The sequence below is a fragment of the Streptomyces sp. TE5632 genome (assembly GCF_054061295.1).
Genome location: NZ_JBSSEA010000003.1, coordinates 3,760,929 through 3,778,536, shown reverse-complemented (window position 1 = coordinate 3,778,536; position 17,608 = coordinate 3,760,929). Strand labels below are relative to the sequence as shown.

The window sequence follows — 17,608 nt, the reverse complement described above, 5'->3', positions numbered from 1 at the left end:
ACACGCGCGTGCCCCTACGACGTGCTCACCTCGGACGGCGTTCCCTCGTCGCGGGTACCGGGCGGGTGCGGCAGCCGCTCGGCCGCGACCACGCCTTCGAGGTAGCCCCGGGCCCGTTCCGTCTTCGGATACGCCTCCAGCAGACGCCAGAAACGGGGCCCATGACCGGGCACCAGCAGATGCGCGAGCTCGTGGCAGAGGACGTAGTCGACGACGTACTCGGGCATGCCCTGCAGCCGGTGCGACAGGCGGATGCTGCCCTCTGACGGCGTGCACGAGCCCCAGCGCGTGTTCTGGTTGGTCACCCACCGCACGGAGCGGGGCAGGGCCCGCCCGTCGAAGTACTGGGCCGACAGCCGCTCGGCCCGCTCGGCCAGTTCGGTGTGCCCGAGTGCCCGCCTGCTCTCCTGGGCGGCCAGCTTGTCGAGCATGACGTTCACCCAGCGTTGCTCCTCCGCCTCGGACATCCGGGCAGGAATGAGCACGACGGTGCGATCGCCCTCGCGGTACGCGGACACCGTTCTGCGTCGGCGGGAACTCCGGCGGACCTCGATCGCGCTCGCCCGTGAGCCGTTCGTCGACTGGCTCGTCGTGCTGCGCTGTGGTGGGGCGGCGCGGTGCGGTGGGTCGGCGGGCACGCCCCGACGTTACCCGCTGCCCACGGGGAAGTCCCGGCTCCGGGACGCTTCTATGTCGATCCCCCCACCATGCGCAGGATTTATAGGATCAGTCTCCTCTTCTGTGGACAACTTTCCGCACACTTCTTCAAACCGGTGCATGCTGGCACTCGTCGACCGCCCCATGAGCGGGGCGACGGTACTGAGCTCCAGCAGCACTACGGGACTACGGCACTACGGCACTACGGCAGCGATCAAGGGCATACGGGGGACCTGGCATGCATCCGATGGTGAAACCCGCGCTCCGGCGCGGATGGCGCGACCTCAACACCGTGCAGTTCGGGATGACCCCCGCGCACGCGTTGACCCTGGGGCCGGTGGACACGGCGACGGGCAGCTTCCTCGACCTGCTCAACGGCACCCGCGGGCTCGATCACCTGCGTGAGGAAGGCCGGCGCATGGACCTGCCCGACGGCCATGTCGACCGGCTCGTGACCAGACTGTCGCGGGCCGGGCTCCTGGACGACTCCCGGGGCGGCGGCCCGGCCGCCGACGCCCTGCGCGAGAAGCGGGAGGTCCTCGACCGGCTGCGCCCCGATCTGGCCTCGCTGACCCTGACCACCTCCGCACCGGGCGACGCTCTCGGGCGACTCGCCGCGCGCCGCGGCGCGCGGGTGCAGGTGAGAGGCGCGGGCCGGGTGGGCGCGATGCTGGCGGCGCTGCTGTCGGGAGCCGGCGTGGGCGAGGTCGACGTGCGCGACATCGGGCGGGTCGAGCCCTGGGACGTCGCACCGGGCGGCCTGCCCGCCGAAGCCGTCGGCGACCGCAGGGACGAGGCGGCCCGCCGCGCCGTACGCCGCGCCGCACCGGACCGACCGCGGCGCCGTACCGCCCGGTCGCCGTCCGAGGGGGGCGATCCCGGGTTCTCCCTGGTGATCCTCGCTCCCCGGGACGATGTCGCCGTGCACGCACCCGACCCGTCGGGGGCCGAGCCCCTGGTGGCCTCCGGAACACCCCACCTCTATGCGGGCGTGGCGGAGGGAACCGGTGTCGTCGGACCGCTCGTCCTGCCCGGTGAGACGGCCTGCGCGGGTTGCCTCCAGGGGGACAGGGCCGACCGGGACCCGGCCTGGCCCCGCATGGTCGCCCAGTGGCGCTCCGGGCGGCAGCGCCAGGTGGGAGCCTGCGACATGGCTCTGGCCGCGACCGTGGCCGGACTGGCCGGCGCCCACGCGTTGGCTCACCTGGACGGCCATGTTCCGTCCAGTGCCCGCACCCGTTGGGAGGCGTCCCTCCCAGGTCTGCACTGGCATGCGCGGCCTGTCCGGGCGCGTCCCGGGTGCCCGTGCGGAGCGGCGGAGGGGGACGCGGTGAAAGGCGTGTCGGAACACACCTCCGAGTACGGCCGGGCGCACGAGACAATGGCCTCGCAAGGGCCGTCGAAGGAGTTGTGCCGTATGGCGGACGCGGAGCGGCCGGCAGGGACTTGGAGGGCGCATGTCTGATCTTCCCCGGAAGGCGGTCACCCGGACCGCCAAGCTGGCCGCGCTCCCGCTCGGCTTCGCCGGGCGGGCGACCTGGGGGCTCGGCAAGCGGATCGTGGGCGAGTCCGCGGAGATCGTCGGCCGGGAGCTGCAGCAGCGCACCGCGGAACAGCTGTTCAAGGTGCTCGGCGAACTCAAGGGCGGCGCGATGAAGTTCGGCCAGGCCCTGTCGGTCTTCGAGTCGGCCCTGCCGGAGGACATCGCCGGGCCCTACCGCGCGGCGCTGACGAAGCTTCAGGAGGCGGCTCCGCCCATGCCGACCCGCACCGTGCACGCGGTGCTGGAGGAACGGCTCGGCGAGGACTGGCACGACCTGTTCCTCGAGTTCGAGGACAAGCCGGCTGCCGCGGCCTCGATCGGCCAGGTACACCGGGGAGTGTGGCACGACGGTCGCGAGGTGGCGGTCAAGGTCCAGTACCCGGGCGCCGGCGAGGCCCTGCTGTCCGACCTGAACCAGCTGAGCCGGTTCGCCCGACTGCTCGGCCCGCTCATCCCCGGCATGGACGTCAAGCCGCTGATCACGGAGCTGAAGGACCGGGTCTCGGAGGAGCTGGACTACGCCCTGGAGGCCCGGTCCCAGCAGGCCCACGCCGAGGAGTTCGCGGACGACCCCGACGTCGTCGTACCGGCAGTGGTCCACCAGGGCGAGCAGGTGCTGGTCACCGAGTGGATGGACGGCGTCCCACTGTCGGAGATCATTTCGGACGGCACGGAAGAGCAGCGCGACCGGGCCGGTCAGCTCCTGGCCCGCTTCCTGTTCTCCGGTCCGGCCCGCACCGGGCTGCTGCACGCCGATCCGCATCCGGGCAACTTCCGCCTGCTGCCCGGCGGTCCGGACGGCGAGGACGACTGGCGTCTCGGCGTACTGGACTTCGGCACGGTCGACCGTCTCCCGGGCGGGTTGCCCCACCCCATCGGCGAGGCCCTGCGGATGACACTGGACGGCGAGGCGGAGGCCGTCTACCGGATGCTGTGCGCGGAGGGTTTCGTCAGGGAGACCATCGAGCTGGATCCCGACGCGGTCCTCGAGTACCTCCTGCCGATCATCGAACCGGCGCGGGTCGAGGCGTTCACCTTCACCCGCGGCTGGATGCGCGGCCAGGCCGCACGCATCGGCGATCCCCGCTCCCCGGCCTACCAACTGGCCAAGCAGCTCAACCTCCCTCCGGCGTATCTGCTGATACACCGGGTGACCCTGAGCACGATCGGTGTGCTGTGCCAGTTGGGCGGGACGGTACGGCTCCGCGATGAACTGCAGGAGTGGCTGCCGGGATTCCTCCCGGAGGAACCGGAGCTGGAGGAACTGGAACTGGACGCGGAGAACGCAGAGAACGCGGAGAGCACAGAAAACGCGGAGAGCACAGAAAACGCGGAGAGCACAGAAAACGCAGCGAACGCGGCAGAAGCGGAAGGCGCGGGGGCCTCGGCGGAGGAGAAGTCGGCGGCTCAGGCGTGAGACGCGTGGGCCGCGCCCGCCGTCGCGGCCCACTCGGTGCAACGCACCGCGGGGGCCGGTCCGTTCGGCACGGACCGGCCCCCGCGGTGGAGAGGGACCGCCGGGTCAGCCGGATCGGAGGAACCGGCTGATCAGCAGAATCGCTACTGCACGGCTACTGCATGACGGCCATGGCGAGCGCGCGGCGGGCGCGCCGGGAGGCACGCTCGGCGCGGCGCTGCATCCGACGAGCGGTCACCAGGCGTACAGCCTGGCGCTCCCGCTCGGCCTCGTGCAGTCGCTCGTGCATATGCGCACGGGCCAGGGCTTCTGGGATGAGTTGCATCTCACGGGTCCTGTTCTGGCGCGAGTCGTTCGCGCCACTGGTGGTGAAGTCTTCGGTCGCGGAGCCTGCGGGCTCGTCGGCGGTCGGCATCATCGGGGCCTGCTTCTGCGGGTCGTGCGTGAGGGGATGGTCGATCGTTCCTGGGGTGTTCATGCCGTGACCGGGTTCTTGCGCGGACGGCCGCGCGGCCGCTTCCGGGCGACGACGACACCCTGGACGAACAGCTCCCCGCCCCAGACGCCCCACGGCTCACGCCGCTCCTTGGCACCGGCGAGGCATGCCTCCATCAGCGGGCAGGTACGGCAGAGGGACTTGGCGTACTCCACGTCCGCCGGCGACTCGGCGAAGAAGACCTCCGGGTCGTAGGAACGGCACGGGACGGGTACGCCGAGGTTCTCGATGGCGTCGTCGAGCGCGGTGAGCGCGGTGAGCGGAGTCAAGGTCGGGTCCTCCGTGGAGCCAGGCTTGGGAATCGTGTCGGAAGGCGGTACGGACGGGGCGTGCGCTTCGAGTTGCACGGTTCGTCTTCCTCGTCTGTTCGTTCCGGCCGGTGGGCCGGGTGGCGGCTGGTACCGGGTTCTTGTCTTGTCCCGAGGCGCTTCGGTCCGTCGTCCCCGTTCGGGGACAAACAGAAGGGCCGCGGATCCCGGATGGGGTTCCGCGGCCCTGAAGGCGCCGGCCTGATCGAATCAGGCTGGATGACTCCAGGGTTCTGGCCCACGGAAGGCCCACATCAGGTGGTGCTGCGTCGTCGTCTGCTTCCGGAATCCGGCACCGGCCACCGCAAAGGCATAGGTCTGCGCCTGTGCCTCTACCGCTTCCAGTGCCTTGATCGGTCGCTCATCGCGCTCACGGAGGGCAAGGCCCGCGGGAGCAACGAAGGACGCCGGACGTGCGGCAGGGATGCCGGACAGACCAGTGCCCTGATGCGAGGCGCCGAGCATGCACAGGGAGACGGCCGAGCGATCGGTCGTTTTGACGACGGAGCTGGTGTTGATGCTGATCACAGGACTCGCCTCCTCTCGGCGTATCAGGGGACCGGGGTCGACCGGTCCGGCGAATATGCAAGTACAACACGGACCCGGGGCCTGTGAGAAGGCCGCCGTTCCCGTGCCTAAGAACCTATGGGGCTTCCCGGGGCATGCGCAAACTATTTTCCCGACGAGTTGGAATCAGTCCTGATCCTTGCCATGCGCCCCGTCCCCGCCTGCGCATATGGCCAGTACGTCGGCTCCGTAGCGCCCCAGCTTGCGCATCCCCACCCCGGGGATGCGGGCGAGCCCCGCCGCGTCCTCGGGGACCGCCTCGGCGATGGCCATCAGCGTCTTGTCCGTGAAGACGCAGAAGGCAGGCTGCCCGCTGCGCCGCGCCTGCTCGCCGCGCCAGTCGTGCAGCCGCTCGTAGAGGCCCTCGTCCATGTCCGAGGGGCAGTCCTCACAGCGCATCAGCTTCATCTCGCCCGCGTCCGTCAGGGTGCGGCCGCAGACCCGGCATCGGGCAGGGCTGCGCTGCCCGCGTCGGGGGCCCGACGCCGCAAAGGGGGACGCGGCCGCCCCGGACACACCACGCTCCACACCCCCCACTCCCCCCGCACCGCCCCGGCCGACCGCGGCCGTCGAGCCGGAACGCAACCCGTCGAGGAAGCGGCTGGCCCGGCGGTTCGCCCTTCCGCCGGGCGAACGGGAGAGCGCCCAGGAGACATGGAGACGCTCGCGCGCCCGGGTGACACCGACATAGAGGAGCCGACGCTCCTCCTCGATCTGCTCGTCGGTCTTTGCGTAGGTGATCGGCATCATCCCCTCGGCGACACCGACCAGGAAGACGACGTCCCACTCGAGGCCCTTGGCCGAGTGCAGCGAGGCGAGCGTGACGCCCTCCACGGTCGGGGCGTGCTGGGCACCGGCCCGCTCGTCGAGCTCGGCGACGAGATCGGCGAGGGTCGCACCCGGTCTCGCGGCGGCGAAGTCCTGGGCGAGGTTCACCAGAGCGGCCAACGACTCCCAGCGCTCCCGCACCGCACCCGAGCCCGCCGGCGGCTGGGCCGTCCAGCCCTGGCCGGACAGCACGGCACGCACCTGGGAGGGCAGGTCGACGACATCGTCGAGGAGACTGTCGTTACCGCCGAAACGAGCCGCCCCACGCAGGGCGACGCCCGCCTTGCGCACCTCCGGGCGATCGAAGAAACGCTCGGCACCACGCAGCTGGTACGGCACCGAGGCGTCCGCAAGAGCCTGCTCGTAGGTCTCGGACTGGGAGTTCGTGCGGAACAGCACGGCGATCCCACTGGCCCGGACACCCGCGTCGATCAGTTCGCGGATCCGGCGCGCGGTGCCCTCGGCCTCAGCGGGTTCGTCGGGGTACTCGGTGAAGACCGGCTCGGGTCCCGGACCACGCTGGGAGACCAGTTCCAGCCGGTGGTCGGCGGCACGACCACGCGCCTGGGCGAGCAGACCGTTGGCGAGGTGGACGACCTGGGGGGTGGAACGGTAGTCACGGACCAGCTTCACGACGGTGGCGCCGGGATGCCTGGTCCGGAAGTCGAGCAGGTGGTCGGGCGTTGCGCCCGTGAACGAGTAGATCGTCTGGCTGGCGTCACCGACCACGCACAGGTTCTCCCGGTCGCCGAGCCAGAGCTCCAGCAGCCGCTGCTGGAGCGGGCTGACGTCCTGGTACTCGTCGACGACGAAGTGCTGGTACTGGGCGCGGACCTGTTCGGCGATGTCCCGCCGGTCCTGCAGGACGGCCACGGTGAGCAGCAGCACGTCCTCGAAGTCGATGACCCCGCGCTCCCGCTTGAGGTCCTCGTAGGCGGCGTAGAGCTGCGCGATCTCGGCGGGGTCGCGGGGCGCCTCACGCGCGGCCTTGGCCGCGGCGGGCGGGTAGTCGGCGGGGACGGTCTGGGTGACCTTGGACCACTCGATCTCGGCGGTGACGTCCCGCAGCTCGCCCCGGTCGAGGCGGATGCGGCAGGCGGCGGCCGCGTCGGCGACGAGCTGGATCTTCCGGTCGACCAGTCGGGGCAGGGAACCACCGACCGCTTTCGGCCAGAAGTACTGGAGCTGGCGGAGCGCCGCCGAGTGGAAGGTGCGGGCCTGGACCCCGGCGGCGCCGAGCTGGCGCAGCCGGCCGCGCATCTCCCCGGCGGCGCGGTTGGTGAAGGTGACGGCGAGCACGCTGGAGGGCTGGAGGATGCCGGCGCGCACCCCGTAGGCGATCCGGTGGGTGATCGCCCTGGTCTTGCCGGTACCGGCGCCCGCCAGCACACACACCGGGCCGTGCAGGGCGGTGGCCACCTCGCGCTGCTCGGGGTCGAGCCCTTCGAGCACCGCGTCGGCCGAGTCCGGTACCTGCGGGAAGAGAGGGGAGGGCGTTGCTGCTGTCACACCGCCATGCTGCCAGGTCGCCGGAGACGGATGAGCCGGGTTGTCCACAGGCAGCGCCTCGCGGTCGTACTGATACGACGGGCTGATACGAGGGGCTGACACGACGAGGGTCACACCGGGAAGGCCAGGAGGGCCGGGGGGACGCGGGGTGGACCGGGGTGGACGCGGGACGGGCCCCGCCGCAGGGGAATGCCTGCGCTTTCAAGTACGTTCCTCCACATCGAGGACTTCCCCGAGCAGCCGAAGGAGCACGAGAGACATGCCGGGCACTGTGACGATGTACAGCACCACGTGGTGCGGTTACTGCCGCCGCCTGAAGGGCCAGATGGACCGCGAGGGCATCGCGTACACCGAGATCAACATCGAGCAGGACCCGGACTCCGCCGCCTTCGTGGAGAAGGCGAACGGCGGAAATCAGACAGTTCCGACCGTGCTCTTCCCGGACGGCTCGACGCTCACCAACCCGTCGTTGGCGCAGGTGAAGCAGAAGATCGGCGGCTGAGCGAGCGGTTCACCGGAAGCGGGGTGGGCGTCCCCGGTCGGGGGACGCCCACCCCGCTTCCGTGTGTCAGAAGGCGCTGCGGGTCGGGAGGGGCTTGCCGTACCAGCGCTCGATCAGGCGGGCCGCGATCGAGATGCCGTAGGGCGGGAGCACCTCGCCGGACTCGAAGGCGGCGCCCAGTTCCTCCCGGGAGAACCAGCGGGCCTCGTGGATCTCGTCGCCGTCGACGGTGATGTCGGTCGAGGTGGCGCGGGCGACGAAGCCCAGCATGAGGCTGGAGGGGAACGGCCAGGGCTGGCTGGCGATGTACTCGACCTCGCCGACGCTGATGCCCACCTCCTCGTGGACCTCGCGGCGCACCGACTGCTCGATGGCCTCGCCCGGCTCGACGAATCCGGCGAGTGTCGAGAAGCGGCCCTCGGGCCAGTGGACCTGGCGGCCGAGCAGGATGCGGTCGTACCGGTCGACGACGGACATGATCACGGCGGGGTCGGTGCGCGGATAGTGCTCGGCGCCGCAGGCGGGGCAGCGGCGGATGTGGCCGGCCGCGGCGATGACGGTGCGCTCGCCGCAGCGGGAGCAGAAGCGGTGCAGGCGCTGCCAGTTCTCCAGGGCGACCGCGTGCACCATCAGGCCCGCGTCGCGTGGTGACAGGAACAGGCCCGCCTCGCGCAGTCCGGCCGGGCGGGCGGAGTCGTCCATGCGGCCGGGCAGGGAGTCCTTCTGGAGGGCGAAGTAGCTGACGCCGTCCTCGTCGGTGCCGAGGAAGTAGCGGTGCGCTTCGGTGAGCGGCGCCTCGAAGGAGGGTGTCATGACGAGTTCGGTGCTGCCGTCCGCCGTCTCGTCGATGAGGACCTGGCCGCCGGACACCACGAAGCAGCGCGTCGAGGGGTGGCTCCAGGCCGCCGCGAGCCATGCTTCGTCGAGCCGGTGGTGGGCGGCGCGGTTGATGCCGCTCGGGGCGGTGAGCGAGACGGGGCGGTCGGCGATGTGGTCGGTCCTGGTGGTCACGGGTGCTTCCAACTCCCCCGGTGAAACGGATTGGGTCGGCGGTTGGTTCGGCGGGACGTACGGCGGGAGGCGACCGGGTCCGGCGCACGCCCGGCGACGGGGGTGCTTCCAGTGTGCCCCGTCGCGGGCGCCCCGGGGCCGGGCGGCCCCGGGGCGTTCAGGGCACGTGCCGCCAGTGCTCGGCGAGGTCGCCCCAGAGGTGTGCGGTGGTCTCGACGCCCTTGAGGAGGAGGTCCAGTTCGACCTTCTCGTTGGGGGCGTGCCATCCGTCGGACGGGATGGAGATGCCGAGGAAGAGCACCGGTGCGCCGAGGACGTCCTGGAGGTCGGCGGCCGGTCCGGAACCGCCTTCGCGGGTGAAGCGGACGGGTTTGCCGAAGGCGCGGCCCATGGCGCGGGCCACGGACTCGAGGGCGGGGTGGTCGAGCGGGGTCAGGCACGGGCGGGTGGCGGGGCGGAAGGTGATCTCGCAGCGGATGCCCTCGGGGATCTGCCCCGCCGTCCAGTCGCGGACGGCTTTCTCGATGTGGTCGGGGTCCTGGCCGGCGACCAGCCGGAAGGAGAGTTTGACCATCGCCGAGGACGGGATGATCGTCTTGCTGCCGGGGCCCTGGTAACCGCCGCCGATGCCGTTGACCTCGGCGGTGGGGCGGGCCCAGACGCGTTCCAGGGTGCTGTATCCGGTCTCGCCGCGGGTGCCGTGCGATGTGGCGGTGCGCAGCCACTCCCGCTCGTCGAAGGGGAGCTCGGCGAAGAGCTCGCGTTCGCGGTCGGTGAGTTCGACGACGCCGTCGTAGAAGCCGGGGACCGCCACCCGCGCGTGTTCGTCGTGCAGGGCGGCGACCAGGCGGGCGACGGCGGTGGCCGGGTTGGGCACCGCGCCGCCGAAGGAACCGGAGTGGATGTCCTGGTCCGGGCCGTGCAGCCGGATCTCGCACTCGGCGAGGCCGCGCATGCCGGTGCACACCGTGGGGGTGTCCGCGGACCACATGCCGGTGTCGGAGACGATCACCGCGTCGGCGGCGAGCCGGTCGGCGTGCTGCTCGACGAGTGCCCGGAAGTGGGGTGAGCCGGATTCCTCCTCGCCCTCGATCAGCAGTTTCAGGTGCACGGCGGGAGTGGTGCGGCCGGTCGTGGCGAGGTGGGTCCGCACACCGAGGGTGTGGAAGAACACCTGGCCCTTGTCGTCGGCCGCCCCCCGCGCGTAGAGGCGGTTGTCCCGTACGACGGGTTCGAAGGGCTCGCTGTGCCAGCCGTCCTCGCGGGCGGCGGGCTGTACGTCGTGATGGCCGTAGACCAGCACGGTGGGGGCCCCGGGGTCGTCCGAGGGCCATTCGGCGTAGACGGCGGGGGCGCCCGGGGTGGGCCAGACCTCGGCGGTCGGGAAGCCGGTCTCGGTGAGTTTGGCGGCGAGCCAGTCGGCACTGCGGCGCACGTCGGGTGCGTGATCGGGCTGGGCCGACACAGAAGGGATGCGCAGCCACTCGACGAGGTCGTCGAGGAAGGCGGCGCGGTGCTGCTCGATGTACGTACGGACGGCGCTGACGGCACTGTCAACGGGCTGGCTCATGGTCTCGAGCCTATCGGCCCGCGGAGGTGTCCTCGGAGTGCGGTATCTCACCGGACGGTTCCTCCAGCAGCAGCCGCTCCAGCGCTTCGCGGTCCGGCAACGCGCCGGGGCGTACGACCTCGCCGGTGCGTACGTACAGGAAGGCGGCGGTGACCGACTCCAGGGGGACGCCTTGCTGCTCGGCCCAGGCGATCCGGTAGACGGCGAGCTGAAGGGGGTCGGCGGTGCGGTTGCGGTGGGTCTTCCAGTCGACGATCTCGTACGTCGTCCCGTCGCCGGCGCCGCTTCTCTTGTCTCCGTCGCCCTTTTCTTCGTCGCCCTGCCGGTAGACGGCGTCGATGCGGCCGCGTACGACGCGGCCGGCGATCGCCAGCTGGAAGGGGGCCTCCACGCGGTAGGGCGTGCGGCGGGCGTACTCGGTGCGTTCGAAGGCGTCCTTGAGGGCCGCGAGGTCGTGTTCGTCGGCGATCTCGGCTTCACTGCCGGGAAGCTCGTCGGGTTCGAGCATGGGCAGCGTCAGTTCTTCGAAGCGGCTCTCGACCCAGGCGTGGAAGCGGGTGCCGCGGCGCGCGGCGGGCTGCGGCGGGCGGGGCATGGGGCGGGCCAGTTCCTGGGCGAAGCCGTCCGGATCGGCGGCCAGGCGCAGCAGCTGGGACGTGGTCAGCGACGCGGGCAGCGGAACCTCGGTGACGCTGTCGCGGGCGCGCAGCAGTTCGCCCGTGAGGGCGTCGAGGTCGCGGTCCCAGGAGGCGACGGTACGGGCTTCCTCGGGGGTGAGCCGAGGCGTGGCGGGCTCCGGAGGGGGCGCCTGGTGCGGGATCCGGAGCGGGACGGTGGGCCGGCCGTCGTCGGGACGGCCGTTGGCGGGGTGGTCGTCGGTGGTGGGATGGTCGTCGGTGGTGGGACGGCCGTCGGTGGTGGCAGGGCGGCCGTCGGTGGTGGGGCGGTCGGTGGTCCAGGTGTCCCAGTCGCCGGAGTCGTCGTCCGCGAAGGGGTCGCCCTCCTCGGGCGGGAGGTACTCGTCGTCCGGTGGCGGGGGCCAGTCCGGGTCGGCGTACGTGTCGGGAACGTGTACGGCCGTGGGTCGGTCGTCCGGGTCACCGGCGAGGCTCTCCAGGTGGGCCAGGACGGTCTCGGCGGCGGCACGGCGGCGGGCGAGGGCGTCGTCGTCCAGCGGGAGGGGCCACGCCTGGTCCTGGGTCGCCCGGTGCAGAGCGGGGTTCTCCTCGTCCTCGGCGGGCTCGTCCGCCCAGGCCTCGATCTCGCCGTGCCCGGCGGCGCAGTGGTCGTGGAGGGCCTGCAGGAAGGCGGACGGCCCGCGCGGTTTCTTCTGTGAGGGCCCCCACCAGTGGCCGGAACCGAGCAGCAGCGAGCGGGGGCGGGTGAAGGTGACGTAGCCGAGGCGGAGCTCCTCGGTGTGCTGGTGCTCCTTCATGGCGTCGTGGAAGGCCTTCAGGCCCCTGGAGTCCCAGGACTCGACATCGGGCAGGGTGTCGGCGTCGCCGCGCAGCCCGTGGGGCAGCACCTTGCCCTGTGCGGTCCACTTCTCGCGGCCCTGGCCACTGGGGAACGTACCGGTGACCAGTCCGGGGACGGCCACGACATCCCACTCCAGGCCCTTGGACTTGTGGGCGGTGAGCACCTTGACGGTGTTCTCGCCGCCCGGCAGCGCGTTGTCGAGGCCCTTCTCGTACTGGGCGGCGGTGCGCAGGAAGCCGAGGAAGGCGAGCAGGGTCGCCTCGCCGTCCCCGGCGGCGAAGGAGGCGGCGACGTCGAGGAAGTTGGACAGGGTCTCGCGGCGGCGGGCGGCGAGGGCGTGCGGGGACGCCGACAGTTCGATCTCCAGGCCGGTGACGGCGAGGACGCGGTGCAGTACGTCCATCAGCGGGTCGGCCAGGGAGCGGCGCAGGTCGCGCAGTTCGGTGGCCAGCCGGGCGAACCTCACGCGCGCGTCCGGTGAGAAGGGCAGCCCGTCGTCGCTCGGCCCGTCCAGGGACGTCTCCAGAAACGTGTCGAGGGCGTCGGCGAGTGAGATCACTTCGGCCGGGTCGACCCCTTCGACGGCGGCGGCGAGGCGGCGGTCGGGGTCGTCCTCGCCGTCCACGCGCGCGTGGGACACGAGCAGCCGCGCGCGGCGGCCGAGCAGGGCGAGGTCGCGGGGTCCGATGCGCCAGCGCGGGCCGATCAGCAGGCGGACCAGGGAGGCGTTGGCCCCGGGGTCCTGGAGGACCTCGCAGACGGCGACCAGGTCGGCGATCTCGGGCAGGTGCAGCAGCCCGGACAGGCCGACGACCTCCACGGGTACGTCCCGGGCGACGAGGGCGCCCTGGATCTCGGCGAAGTCGGTCGCCGTGCGGCACAGGACGGCGATCTCGCCGGGTGCCTTCCCGGTACGCACGAGGTGGGCGATGGAGTCGGCGATCCAGTCGAGTTCCTCGGCGTGGGTGCTCAGCAGGGCGCAGCGGACGGTGCCGTCGCGTTCGGCTCCCGGGGCCGGGCGGAGGGCCTCCACGCCGGCGTGCATGGCCCGCAGGGGATCGGCGAGGCCGTTGGCGAGGTCCAGCAGGCGGCCGCCGCTGCGGCGGTTCTCGCTGAGCGACTGGCGGGTGGCGGGGCTGCCGTCGGCCCGGGCGAAGTGCTCGGGGAAGTCGTCGAGGTTGGCGACGGAGGCGCCGCGCCAGCCGTAGATCGCCTGGCAGGGGTCGCCGACGGCGGTCACCGGGTGGCCGGTGCCGCCGCCGAACAGGCCGGCCAGCAGGACGCGCTGGGCGACCGAGGTGTCCTGGTACTCGTCGAGGAGGACCACGCGGAACTCGTCGCGCAGGACGCGGCCCACTTCGGGGATCCGGGCGAGCCGGGCCGAGAGGGCGATCTGGTCGCCGAAGTCGAGCAGGTCACGTTCGCGTTTGGCGGTCCGGTAGCGCAGTACGAGGTCTGCCAGTTCGCGCCGTGCGGCGGCCGCTTCGGGCACCTTGCGCAGGTCGGCGTTGGTGAGCCTGGTGTTCTCCAGGGTGCGCAGCAGCTCGGTGTCGTGGCCGCGCAGGTCCTCGGGCCGTACGAGGTGTTCGGAGAGTTCGCCGTCGAGGGTGAGGAGGTCGCCGACCAGGTCGGGGAAGGAGCGGGTCAGTGCCGGGTAGGGGCCGGGAGCCTCGCGCAGCACCCGCGCGGCGAGCTGGTAGCGGGTCGCGTCGGCGAGGAGGCGGGAGGTCGGTTCGAGGCCGATGCGCAGCCCGTGGTCGGCCAGGAGACGGCCCGCGAAGGCGTGGTAGGTGGAGATCACCGGTTCGCCCGGCGGGTTGTCCGGGTCGAGGGGGTCGGGATCGGTGACACCGGCCTTGATCAGCGCCTTGCGGACGCGTTCGGCGAGTTCACCGGCGGCCTTGTTGGTGAAGGTGAGGCCGAGCACCTGCTCCGGGGCGACCTGGCCGGTGCCGACCAGCCACACCACGCGCGCCGCCATCACCGTCGTCTTGCCCGAGCCGGCTCCGGCCACGATCACCTGGGGAGCGGGCGGCGCGACGATGCAGGCCGTCTGCTCCGGGGTGAAGGGGATGCCGAGGAGTTCCTTGAGCTGATCGGGGTCGGTGAGAGGTGCGGGCACATCGCAGAGGCTAACGGCGATCGCTGACACCGGGGGCCGGGCGGCGCTCCGGGAGCGGGGAACCGCAGGCCGCCGGGAGCGGAGAACCGCAGGTCGCGCGGGCGGCGCGATGCGTGACGCCCGTCACTCGACCACGTGCCGCCCCTCGGGCCGGGCGCTGCACGAGGCCCGGAACGCGCAGTGTGCGCAGTGCTGGCCGGTGCTCGGGGTGAAGCGTTCGTCGAGGACCTTGCCGGCGGCCGTGGCGAGCAGGTCGCCGACCCACTCCCCCTCCAGCGGCTGCTGGGCCTGCACCTTGGGCAGGGTCTCCCCGCCGTCCCGTTTGGCGGCGCCCTGGCGCAGCTGAACCAGCTCGGCACCCCCCGTCTCGGGGCGTGCTCCGTCGAACACCTCGTCGAGGGCGCCCTCCTGGACGGCGAGCTGGTAGACGGCGAGCTGGGGGTGGCGGGCCACCTCGGCGGAGCTGGGGGCCTGTTTTCCGGTCTTGAAGTCGACGACGTAGGCGCGGCCCTCGCCGTCGGCCTCGACGCGGTCCATCTGGCCGCGGACGCGGACCTCGTAGTCACCGGCCTCGAGGCTCACGTCGAAGTCGTGCTCGCTGGCCACCGGGGTGCGTCCGGCGCGGTCCATGACGTGCCACTGCAGGAAGCGTTCGAGTGCCACGCGTGCGTTCTGCTTCTCCTGCTGCGACTTCCACGGCACGTCGAAGGCGAGCGCGTTCCACACGGAGTCGAGGCGTTCCATAAGGACGGCGAGGTCGGCCGGGGTGTGCCCGGAGGCCACCTCGTCGGCGAGGACGTGCACCACGTTCCCGAAGCCCTGGGCGGCGGTCGCGGGTGCGTCGGCCTTCACCTCCCGGCCGAGGAACCACTGCAGGGCGCAGGTGTTGGCGAGCTGGTCGAGGGCGCTGCCGGAGAGCACGACGGGCTGGTCGCGGCTGCGCAGCGGCACCTTGCTCCGGGTGGGTTCGTACATGCCCCACCAGCGGTAGGGGTGTGCGGACGGCACCAGGGGGCGTCCGTCCTCGTCGGCGAGGGCGGCGAGCCGGGCGAGCCGGTGGGCGGCGGCCTCCCTGAGGGTGTCGGAGACGCGCGGGTCGACCGTGGTGGCGCGCAGTTCGGCGACGAGCGCGGCGACGGACAGCGGGCGGCGCGGGCGGCCGGTGACGTCCTTGGGCTCGACGCCGAGTTCGGTCAGGAAGCGGGAGGGCTGGTCGCCGTCGTCGGCGGGGGCCTTCACGGCCGTCACGACGAGGCGTTCACGCGCGCGGGTGGCCGCCACGTAGAACAGCCGGCGTTCCTCGGCGAGGAGCGCGCCGGGGGTGAGCGGTTCGGCGAGTCCGTCGCGGCCGATGCGGTCGGCCTCCAGCAGGGAGCCGCGGCGGCGCAGGTCGGGCCACAGGCCCTCCTGGACGCCGGCCACGACGACCAGCCGCCACTCCAGGCCCTTGGCGCGGTGCGCGGTCATCAGGCGTACGGCGTCGGGGCGTACGGCGCGTCGGGTGAGGGTGTCGGCGGCGATGTCCTCGGCGTCGATCTCCTCCAGGAAGTTCAGGGCGCCCCGGCCGCCGGTGCGTTCCTCGGCGCGGGCCGCGGTCGCGAACAGTGCGCACACCGCGTCGAGGTCCCGGTCGGCGTGGCGTCCGGCGGCGCCGCCCCGGCGGGCGGCGCGTTCCAGGCGTGCGGGCCACGGGGTGCCGTCCCACAGGTCCCACAGCGCCTCCTCGGCGGTGCCGCCGCCGGCCAGGCGTTCGCGTGCCGTGCGCAGCAGCGCGCCGAGCCGCTGGGCGCCACGCGCGTACGTGGGGTCGTGCACGACCAGCCGTTCGGGTTCGGCCAGCGCCCGGGCGAGGAGTTCGTCCGAGGGCGGTGGCAGTGGGTTGCCCGCGGCCCGCTCCTCCTCGCGCAGGGCCCGGCCGAGGCGGCGCAGGTCCGCGGCGTCCATGCCGGCGAGGGGGGAGGTGAGCAGGGTGAGGGCGGTTTCGGTGTCGAGCCAGCGGGGCTCTGGCCGGTCGGGTTCCTGCGGCTGTTCCTGCCCCTGTCCCTCCCCCTCCCCCGGCCCCGGCTCCGGCTCCGGCTCCGGCTCCTCGTTCGGCTCCGGGTTCCGTCCCCGCTCCCGCTCTCGTCCCGGGCCGACGGCCGCCTCCGCCGTCGCCACCGCCCGCAGGGCCGTCAGCAGCGGGGTCACCGCCGGTTCGTGGCGCAGGGGGAGGTCGTCGCCGTCGACGTCCACCGGGACGCCGGCCGAGGTGAGGGCGCGGCGGACGACGGGGAGGGTGCGGGAGCCGGCCCGCACCAGGACGGCCATGTCGCTCCAGGCGACGCCGTCCTCCAGGTGGGCCCTGCGCAGGATGTCGGCGATGTTGTCCAGCTCCGTACCGGGTGTCGGGTACGTGTGGACCTCGGCCCGGCCGCCGTCCCGTGCCGGCGTGAGTTCCCGGTGGGCGCGGACCTTCTCGGCGGGAAGGCGGGTCAGCGGCATGCGCTGGGTGACCAGGCGGGTGGCGGCCAGCAGGGCCGCGCCGGAGCGGCGCGAGACCCGCAGTACCTCGACCGGGGCCGGACGGCCGTCCGCGCGGGGGAACGCGTCGGGGAAGTCCAGGATGCCGTTCACGTCCGCGCCCCGGAAGGCGTAGATCGACTGGTCCGGGTCGCCGAACGCGACCAGGGTGCGGCCGTCGCCGGCCAGCGCGTGCAGCAGTCGCACCTGGGCCGGGTCGGTGTCCTGGTACTCGTCGACGTACACGGCGTCGTACCGCGCGGCGAGCTGCCGGGCGATCTCGGGGCGGCGGGCGAGGAGCACCGCACGGTGGACCAGTTCGGCGTAGTCGAGCACGCCCTGCAGGTCGAGGACGTCGAGATACTCGGCGAGGAAGGCGGAGGCGGCACGCCAGTCGGGGCGTCCGATGCGGCGGGCGAAGGCGTCCAGGGCTTCGGGGCCGAGGCCCAGCTCACGGCTGCGGGCGAGCACCGCGCGGACCTCGTCGGCGAAGCCGCGGGTGGTCAGACAGGCCCGCAGTTCGTCCGGCCAGCGCACGTGTGCCAGACCGAGGCGTTCGAGGTCCACCTGGCCGGCCAGCAGCTCACGGACGGTGACGTCCTGCTCGGGGCCCGAGAGCAGGCGCAGCGGTTCCACGAAGAGATCGCTGTCCTGGTGGGCGCGGATCAGGGCGTAGCAGAACGAGTGGAACGTGGTCGCCTGCGGGGCGCGTGCGGCTCCTGTCCGCAGGGCCATGCGGTCGCGCAGCTCGACGGCCGCCCTGCGGCTGAACGTCAGCACGAGGATGCGTTCGGCATCACCGCCACGGGCGATGCGCGCGGCCACGGACTCGACGAGCGTGGTCGTTTTCCCGGTGCCTGGACCTGCGAGAACGAGCATCGGTCCGGCCTCGTGGTCAACCACGGAGCGCTGTGCGGCGTCCAGGCGAGGGGGAGCCTTGCGAGCCGGCGGGGTACGGACCAGTCGATGAACACCACGGGCCCCCCGCCGCACCTGGGGGTGCGACAGGCCGTTGGTGAAGGAAGAGGAGCTCACGTGGTTCGCCGGTCCTGGTGGGTGTGCTGGTTGCCGTTCCACCGCGTGTGGTGGGCGGTGGCCGC

Annotated in this window: 12 protein-coding genes; 3 read left to right on the top strand and 9 right to left on the bottom strand. The window is 72.5% G+C overall.

What is annotated here, in order from left to right; genetic code table 11:
* Nucleotides 1–14: 14 nt before the first annotated feature.
* Nucleotides 15–638 carry a M48 metallopeptidase family protein gene (locus ACVW19_RS22560; protein ID WP_457461261.1) on the bottom strand — a complete coding sequence of 208 codons (624 nt, stop codon included), beginning with the start codon at nucleotides 636–638 and terminating at the stop codon, nucleotides 15–17.
* 257 nt (nucleotides 639–895) lie between these two features.
* Between ACVW19_RS22560 and ACVW19_RS22555 the strand changes: the two genes are divergently transcribed.
* Together ACVW19_RS22555 and ACVW19_RS22550 are read left to right on the top strand one after the other, a co-directional pair.
* Nucleotides 896–2,122 carry a ThiF family adenylyltransferase gene (locus tag ACVW19_RS22555; RefSeq protein ID WP_457461259.1) on the top strand — a complete coding sequence of 409 codons (1,227 nt, stop codon included), beginning with the start codon at nucleotides 896–898 and terminating at the stop codon, nucleotides 2,120–2,122.
* Nucleotides 2,115–3,617: an ABC1 kinase family protein gene (locus ACVW19_RS22550; RefSeq protein ID WP_457461258.1), complete on the top strand. Its 1,503-nt coding sequence runs from the start codon at nucleotides 2,115–2,117 to the stop codon at nucleotides 3,615–3,617. Before ACVW19_RS22555 ends, ACVW19_RS22550 begins: the two co-directional genes overlap by 8 nt.
* A gap of 154 nt (nucleotides 3,618–3,771) precedes the next feature.
* Here ACVW19_RS22550 and ACVW19_RS22545 read toward each other — a convergent pair whose 3' ends face one another.
* The 4 genes from ACVW19_RS22545 to ACVW19_RS22530 form a co-directional block, all read right to left on the bottom strand.
* Nucleotides 3,772–4,095, bottom strand: a complete 324-nt coding sequence (locus ACVW19_RS22545) for a hypothetical protein (RefSeq protein ID WP_109376905.1) — start codon at nucleotides 4,093–4,095, stop codon at nucleotides 3,772–3,774.
* Nucleotides 4,092–4,460, bottom strand: coding sequence for a WhiB family transcriptional regulator (locus tag ACVW19_RS22540; protein WP_055573144.1), 369 nt, complete (start codon nucleotides 4,458–4,460; stop codon nucleotides 4,092–4,094). Before ACVW19_RS22540 ends, ACVW19_RS22545 begins: the two co-directional genes overlap by 4 nt.
* Nucleotides 4,461–4,631: 171 nt before the next feature.
* Nucleotides 4,632–4,949, bottom strand: a complete 318-nt coding sequence (locus ACVW19_RS22535) for a hypothetical protein (RefSeq protein ID WP_457461256.1) — start codon at nucleotides 4,947–4,949, stop codon at nucleotides 4,632–4,634.
* A 165-nt stretch (nucleotides 4,950–5,114) separates the two neighbouring features.
* Nucleotides 5,115–7,325: an ATP-dependent DNA helicase UvrD2 gene (locus ACVW19_RS22530; RefSeq protein ID WP_457461255.1), complete on the bottom strand. Its 2,211-nt coding sequence runs from the start codon at nucleotides 7,323–7,325 to the stop codon at nucleotides 5,115–5,117.
* A gap of 259 nt (nucleotides 7,326–7,584) precedes the next feature.
* Here ACVW19_RS22530 and ACVW19_RS22525 point away from each other — a divergent pair, with 259 nt between their 5' ends.
* On the top strand, nucleotides 7,585–7,827 hold the full coding sequence (locus tag ACVW19_RS22525; RefSeq protein WP_363039993.1) for a mycoredoxin: 243 nt from the start codon (nucleotides 7,585–7,587) through the stop codon (nucleotides 7,825–7,827).
* Between the two features lie 66 nt (nucleotides 7,828–7,893).
* Here ACVW19_RS22525 and nudC read toward each other — a convergent pair whose 3' ends face one another.
* From nudC to ACVW19_RS22505, 4 genes are all read right to left on the bottom strand, one after another.
* Nucleotides 7,894–8,850 carry an NAD(+) diphosphatase gene (gene nudC, locus ACVW19_RS22520; protein WP_457461254.1) on the bottom strand — a complete coding sequence of 319 codons (957 nt, stop codon included), beginning with the start codon at nucleotides 8,848–8,850 and terminating at the stop codon, nucleotides 7,894–7,896.
* Nucleotides 8,851–8,995: 145 nt separating this feature from the next.
* Nucleotides 8,996–10,408 carry a dipeptidase gene (locus tag ACVW19_RS22515; RefSeq protein ID WP_457461253.1) on the bottom strand — a complete coding sequence of 471 codons (1,413 nt, stop codon included), beginning with the start codon at nucleotides 10,406–10,408 and terminating at the stop codon, nucleotides 8,996–8,998.
* Between the two features lie 10 nt (nucleotides 10,409–10,418).
* Nucleotides 10,419–14,009 (bottom strand): UvrD-helicase domain-containing protein, encoded by a 3,591-nt coding sequence (locus tag ACVW19_RS22510; protein WP_457461251.1) that lies wholly within the window; start codon nucleotides 14,007–14,009, stop codon nucleotides 10,419–10,421.
* 123 nt (nucleotides 14,010–14,132) lie between these two features.
* Entirely contained in the window at nucleotides 14,133–17,543 is a 3,411-nt protein-coding gene (locus ACVW19_RS22505; RefSeq protein ID WP_457461249.1) for an ATP-dependent helicase, read from the bottom strand.
* Nucleotides 17,544–17,608 lie beyond the last annotated feature (65 nt).